The organism is Mycobacterium appelbergii (assembly GCF_032883035.1).
Taxonomy (GTDB): domain Bacteria; phylum Actinomycetota; class Actinomycetes; order Mycobacteriales; family Mycobacteriaceae; genus Mycobacterium; species Mycobacterium appelbergii.
Genome location: NZ_JAMQTH010000003.1, coordinates 582160 through 588404 on the forward strand (window position 1 = coordinate 582160; position 6245 = coordinate 588404).

Below are 6245 nucleotides of genomic sequence, written 5' to 3' on the forward strand. Positions count from 1 at the left end.
TGGGCAATTTCCGGTACCGAACTGTCTGCTCGCGCTGAGGACTTGCGCCCTACCGAACGTGGGCGGGCACCCGTTTGATGCCGTGCACGAAGCTGCTGTACAGCAGTTCCGGCTCACCGAATTCGATACTTTTCAGCCGGGTCAGTAACTCGCGGAAGATGTTTCGCAGTTCGCTCTTGGCCAGTTGGTTCCCCAGGCAGAAGTGCGGCCCGCCACCACCGAAGCCGATCTGCGGATTCGGTGAGCGGCTCAGATCGAAGAGCTGCGGGGCGGTGAACGCGCTCTCGTCGCGGTTGGCCGAACAGTAGAACAACCCGACCTTGTCGCCGGCATCGATCTGCTGGCCTGCGATCTCGACGTCCTGCGTGGCGAACCGGGCGAACTGCAGGACCGGCGTCGACCACCGCACGAATTCCTCGACGGCCAGGCCGATCCGATTGTCGAAATCCGCCGTCAGCCAATCCTGTTGGGCCGGATTGGCGGCGAGCGCCATCATCGCGTGCGTGGTGGCCTGCTTGGTGGTGTCATTGCCCGCCGAGGCCAACAGGATGAGGAACGCCCCGATCTCCTCGTCGGTGAGCCGGTGACCATCGACCTCGGCGTTGACGATGCTGGTCATGAGATCGTCACCGGGGTTGGCCCGGCGGAACTTGGCAAGCTCGACGCCGGTACTCGACAGCAGCATGATCTCGTTGATCGTGTCCATGGCACGCTCTTCGATGCTCGAGTACTCGTCGTCGCTCATGCTGAACAGCTTCTCGGCGGCCTTGGCCAGCGCGGGCTGATCGGCGCTCGGCACGCCGAGCATGTCCAGAATGGTCAGCATCGGCAGGCGCGCCGAGCAGGCTTCGACGAATTCGACGTCTCCGGCCCCGATCAGATCGTCGACGATCGCGACGGCGTTGTCATGGATCTGCTCTTCGATCCTGCGCACGTTGCGCGGGGTGAATGCCGAGCTGATCAGCCGGCGGTACACGGTGTGCTCGGGCGGATCCATCGTGAGAAAGAACGACGCGAACCGCTGCACGTCGGCCGGCATCGGGTCCAACGCGACGCCTTGGGTCGAAGTGAACAGTTCGGGGTGCTGGCTGGCGAACTGTATGTCGGCGCGGCGGGTCAACGCCCAGAATCCGGGCTCACAGATGTCGAACATCGTCGGCAGCGGTGGGTGCCAGCTCAGGCCTTCGCGCGCCCGCAGTTGCGCGAAGGTTTCGTCGCGCGCCGCGAACGGCCTGCTCCAGAAATCGTGTGACGTGATGTCGAACGGGCTGTATTCGCGTGCCTGTGGCGAGCGGGCAACGGTCACGTGCGGTCCCTTCTGCGCGGCGTGCGACACCGGTGTCGCGCCAAATTCAAGCGTGACAGTTCGTCGATACTTTGTAAAGCTGTGCTGATGCCGGAGCCGGTGTCGTCCGAAGACGAGAGCACCACTCGTGAGCGAATACTCGCCGCGACCGCAGAGGTGCTCGGCGACAACGGGATGGCCAAGCTGAGCCTGTCCGACGTGGCGTTGCGGGCCGGGGTGTCACGGCCCACGCTCTACCGCTGGTTCGCCTCCAAACAGGAACTGCTCGACGCGTTCGTGGAGTGGGAACGCAACTTCTACGAGCACGCGGTCGCCGCGGCCGCCGCCGACCTGCCCGCCGATGAGCGCCTGGACGCCGCGCTACGGATCATCGTCGAGTACCAGCAGTCGTACCCGGGCCTGCGCATGGTCGACATCGAGCCGGCGCATGTCATCAAGAGGCTGGCGGCGATCATTCCGCTCATGCGCACGCGGCTGGAAAGGTTTTCCACCGGACCCGAAGCGGCCGAGGCCGCGGCCACCGCGGTGCGGGTCGCGGTATCGCACTATCTGGTGCGCAGCGACGACGCCGACGACTTTCTGGCGCAGTTACGTCATGCTGCCCGGGTGAGGCACCCCCGCAGCTACCCTCGGTAAGGGTGAGCGACTACAGCACTCTCATCGCCGGACTCAGCGTTGCCCAGCAGGCCGCGCTGGGCAGCGGCGCCAGCTTCTGGACCACCAAGGCGATCGGGACGATTCCGGCGATTCTGCTCACCGACGGCCCACACGGTGTACGGCGGCAATCCGGTGCAGCAGGAGACCATTTGGGCATCGGCGCCAGCGAGCCCGCCACCTGCTTTCCACCCGCGGCCGGGCTGAGCCAGACCTGGGACCCGGAATTGGTGCAGCGGATCGGCGTGGCGTTGGGCGAGGAATCCGTGGCGCTCGGCGTGCAGGTGCTACTCGGCCCCGGCGTCAACATCAAGCGGGATCCGCGGTGCGGACGCAACTTCGAGTACTACTCCGAAGATCCGCTGCTTACCGCGTTGCTCGGCGCAGCCTGGGTTCACGGGGTACAGAGTCGCGGTGTCGGAGCGTCGGTGAAGCATTTCGCGGTCAACAACGCCGAGCACGACCGTATGCGGGCAAGTTCGGATGTGGACGACCGGACCCTGCGCGAAATCTACCTACGGGCATTCGAATACGTGGTCCGCGAAGCCCAGCCATGGACGGTGATGTGCTCGTACAACCGCATCAACGGGGTGTACGCCGCCGAGAATCGTTGGCTGCTCACCACGGTGCTGCGTGACGAGTGGGGCTTCGACGGCGTGGTGGTCAGCGACTGGGGTGCGGTGCGCGACCGCTCCGCGGCGGTGGCCGCCGGGCTGGATCTGGAGATGCCCGCGACCGGCGGCGTCACCGACGCGGACGTGGTGGCCGCGGTGACCGAGAGAGGATTGGACCCCGCTGTGGTCGCCCGCGCCGCCACACGTGTCGCACGGTTGGCGACCAGGGCCAACGAAACAGACGCGACCGCAAGGTCATTCGATGCCGACGCGCATCACCGACTGGCCCGCGAGGCGGCGGGGCGCGCGGTGGTGCTGCTCAAGAACGAGAACGATCTGCTACCACTGGCCCCGTCGGCGCTCGCGGTGATCGGCCCGTTCGCGCAGGCTCCGCGCTATCAGGGCGGCGGCAGTTCGCATGTGAAGCCGACCCGGGTGGACATCCCGTTCGAGGAGATCCGGTCTCTGGCAGCCGGTCACCAGGTCACCTACTCCCCCGGCCTGGCCACCGACAGCGCCGATGACGCCGAAGCCTTGCGGGCAGACGCGGTTCGAGCCGCCGCGGAAGCCGAGACCGCGGTCGTGTTCCTCGGGCTCACCGCCGAGCAGGAATCTGAAGGTTACGACCGCGAGCACATCGAATTACCCACCGATCACATCGATCTGTTGCGCGCAGTGGTGGCCGTGCAGCCGCGCACGGTCGTGGTGCTCGCGCACGGAGGTGTGGTCCGACTCGCACCCGTCGCGGACCTGGCGCCCGCCATCCTGGACGGTGCACTGCTCGGGCAGGCCGGCGGAGGCGCTGTCGCCGACGTGCTGTTCGGTGTGGTCAACCCGTCCGGGCGGCTCGCCGAAACCGTGCCCGTACGCCTCGAAGACACCGCCGCGTTCCTGAACTTCCCGTCCGAGAACGGCCATACCAGCTACGGCGAGCGGATCTTCGTCGGCTACCGGTGGTTTGACGCGCGCGATCTCCCGGTGACATTCCCGTTCGGGCACGGCTTGTCCTATACACGGTTCGACTACTCCGATCTCGAGTTGGTCGAGGGGCCCGAGGGTGTGACCACGCGCCTGGTGGTGACCAACGCAGGCACGCGGGCCGGCCGCGAGGTCGTCCAGGCCTACGCCGCACTGCCCGGCTCCCGGGTGAGCCGGCCGCCGCGCTGGTTGGTCGGCTTCGCCATCGCGACGCTGCAGCCCGGCGAGCGCTACACCGTGGAAATCCCGGTTCGCCGAAAGGATCTCGCGTATTGGGACGTTCGTCAGGACCGCTGGGTCGTCGAATCCGGCGAGTACGCGGTGTCGGTCGGCGCGTCGAGCAGGGATCTGCGCGTGGACGCCACCGTGATGGTGGGTGGCGACGATACGGCGGTGCCGTTCACCGGGGAATCGACGCTGGGCGAGGTGATGGCCGACCCAGTCGCGGCCGAGGTGGCGACGGCCGTGCTCGCCGCGGCCGGACCAGCCGGTGTCAGCGGGACGGCACTGGGCGTGGATCTGCTGCGGATGGTGGCGTCGATTCCGCTCGAGCGCATGGTCGGCTTCTCCGGCGGCCGGATCACCCGCGCCCAACTCGACGAGTTACTTGCGGCGGTCAACGCGGCCCGCTCGTGACCGGATAGCCCCGATCAGAGGCCTCAGCGCACGACCATCGCAAGACTGTTTTACAATCTTCTAGATTGTCAATCAATCATGAGGACGGAGACACGATGGCCGCAGCGCAACCGGCGGGCGTGCTCCCCGAGACGATCTACGAGAGCCTGCGGTCGAGCATCGTCACGCAGGATGTCGCGCCCGGCTCGGCGGTGACCGAGTCCACCGTCGCCGCGCGGTTCGGCGTTGCTCGCCAGACTGCCAAGGTGGCGATCGAACGCCTGGTCGCCGAGGGGCTGCTCCGCCGTGAGACGCACAAGGCGGCACGGGTGCCCCAGCTCACCGCCGCCGAGATCGCCGATCTCTACGAGAGTCGCGCGGTCGTCGAGTCCGCCGCGGTCGCACGACTCGGCGGTATCCCTGCCGCCGCGCTCTCGGCCCATCGCGCTTTGATCGAGGCAGGCACCGACTTCGCCCGCCACGACATCGCATTCCACCGCGCGCTCGTCGCCGGCCAATCCAATTCGCGGCTGGCCCGCATGCATTCGCTGATCATGGGCGAGGTCGAGCTCTGCATCGGCCAGGTGCAGGCGGCAAACCTCCTCAACGTCGAGGCTGTCGCGGAGCAGCACCAGGGCATCCTCGACGCCATTCTCGCCAGCGATTCCGATCGCGCAGCCCGCCTCACGTCCGAGCACATCGAGATCAGTCGCGACCGCCTGCTCGCGCACGCCGACTCCTGAACCCCACTGAAAGGCGCACCATGGTGACCCGTCAGGTTCCCAATCCAAGGGAACTGCTCGAGCTGATGAAGTTCAAGAAGCCGGAGTTCAACGGCAAGAAGCGCCGGCTGGATGCCGCACTCACGATCAGCGACCTCCGCACCATCGCGAAGCGTCGCACCCCCAAGGCCGCGTTCGATTACACGGATGGCTCCGCGGAAGACGAGATCTCACTGGGCCGTGCCCGCCAGGCGTTCCTCGACGTCGAGTTCAGCCCGTCGATCCTGCGGGGCCTGCCGGACACGGTCGACATGTCGACGCAGATCTTCGGCGGACCGTCGGCCCTGCCGTTCGCGATCGCGCCGACCGGCTTCACCAGGCTGATGCACACCGAGGGCGAGACCGCAGGCGCATCCGCCGCGGCCGCCGCAGGCATCCCGTTCACCCTCTCGACGCTCGGTACGACGTCGATCGAGAAAGTCAAGGAGGCCAACCCGAACGGCCGCAACTGGTTTCAGCTCTACGTCATGCGTGACCGGGAGATCTCGTACGACCTCACCAAGCGTGCCGACCAGGCCGGCTTCGACACACTGTTTTTCACCGTCGACACCCCCGTCGCCGGCGCACGCCTGCGCGACAAGCGCAACGGCTTCTCGATCCCGCCGCAGCTGACCCCCGGCACGATCGCCAACGCGATACCGCGGCCCTGGTGGTGGTGGGACTTCCTGACCACACCCAAGCTTGAGTTCGCATCGCTGAGCTCAACCGGTGGCACCGTCGGCGAACTGCTCAACGCCGCCATGGACCCGACGATCTCGTTCGACGACCTCGCGGTCATCCGCGACATGTTCGGAGGCAAGATCGTCATCAAGGGTGTGCAGAATCTCGCCGACTCGAAGAAGCTCGTCGACCTCGGCGTGGACGGCATCGTGCTGTCCAATCACGGTGGCCGCCAACTCGACCGCGCGCCGGTCCCGTTCCACCTGCTGCCGGACGTGGTGCGCGAAGTGGGCAAGGACACCGAGATCGCGATCGACACCGGCATCATGTCGGGCGCGGACATCGTCGCCTCACTCGCCCTCGGTGCGAAGTTCACGCTCGTGGGCCGCGCCTACCTCTACGGACTCATGGCCGGCGGCCGCGAGGGTGTCGACCGGATGATCGACATCCTGCGCGACCAGATCGAGCGCACGATGAAGCTGCTCGGCGTCGTGACCGTCGAGGAACTCGGGCCCAGGCACGTCACGCAGCTGCAGAGGTTGATCCCACGGGCGTAGGCCTAGTGTCCTGAGTCATTAATTACGGCTCAGTTGTTAAACTAGGCCGTGCCCAGTCCTCAGGCTGCCGTGATCGTGT

General features: G+C 66.6%; 5 protein-coding genes. 4 read left to right on the forward strand and 1 reads right to left on the reverse strand.

Annotated features, from left to right (window positions below; translation table 11 throughout):
* Window positions 1-49 precede the first annotated feature (49 nt).
* Complete coding sequence (locus tag M1247_RS10165; protein WP_317156144.1) at window positions 50-1306, reverse strand: cytochrome P450; 1257 nt, start codon at window positions 1304-1306, stop codon at window positions 50-52.
* 87 nt (window positions 1307-1393) lie between these two features.
* Between M1247_RS10165 and M1247_RS10170 the strand changes: the two genes are divergently transcribed.
* The 4 genes from M1247_RS10170 (at window position 1394) to M1247_RS10185 (ending at window position 6166) form a co-directional block, all read left to right on the forward strand.
* Window positions 1394-1942 carry a TetR/AcrR family transcriptional regulator gene (locus M1247_RS10170; RefSeq protein WP_317156145.1) on the forward strand — a complete coding sequence of 183 codons (549 nt, stop codon included), beginning with the start codon at window positions 1394-1396 and terminating at the stop codon, window positions 1940-1942.
* Window positions 1943-1944: 2 nt separating this feature from the next.
* Window positions 1945-4188, forward strand: coding sequence for a glycoside hydrolase family 3 C-terminal domain-containing protein (locus M1247_RS10175; RefSeq protein ID WP_317156146.1), 2244 nt, complete (start codon window positions 1945-1947; stop codon window positions 4186-4188).
* A gap of 95 nt (window positions 4189-4283) precedes the next feature.
* Window positions 4284-4910 carry a GntR family transcriptional regulator gene (locus tag M1247_RS10180; protein ID WP_317156147.1) on the forward strand — a complete coding sequence of 209 codons (627 nt, stop codon included), beginning with the start codon at window positions 4284-4286 and terminating at the stop codon, window positions 4908-4910.
* A 20-nt stretch (window positions 4911-4930) separates the two neighbouring features.
* The gene (locus M1247_RS10185) at window positions 4931-6166 is read left to right on the forward strand and encodes an alpha-hydroxy acid oxidase (RefSeq protein ID WP_317156148.1); all 1236 of its coding nucleotides are present in this window, start codon (window positions 4931-4933) and stop codon (window positions 6164-6166) included.
* The last annotated feature ends 79 nt before the right edge of the window (window positions 6167-6245 follow it).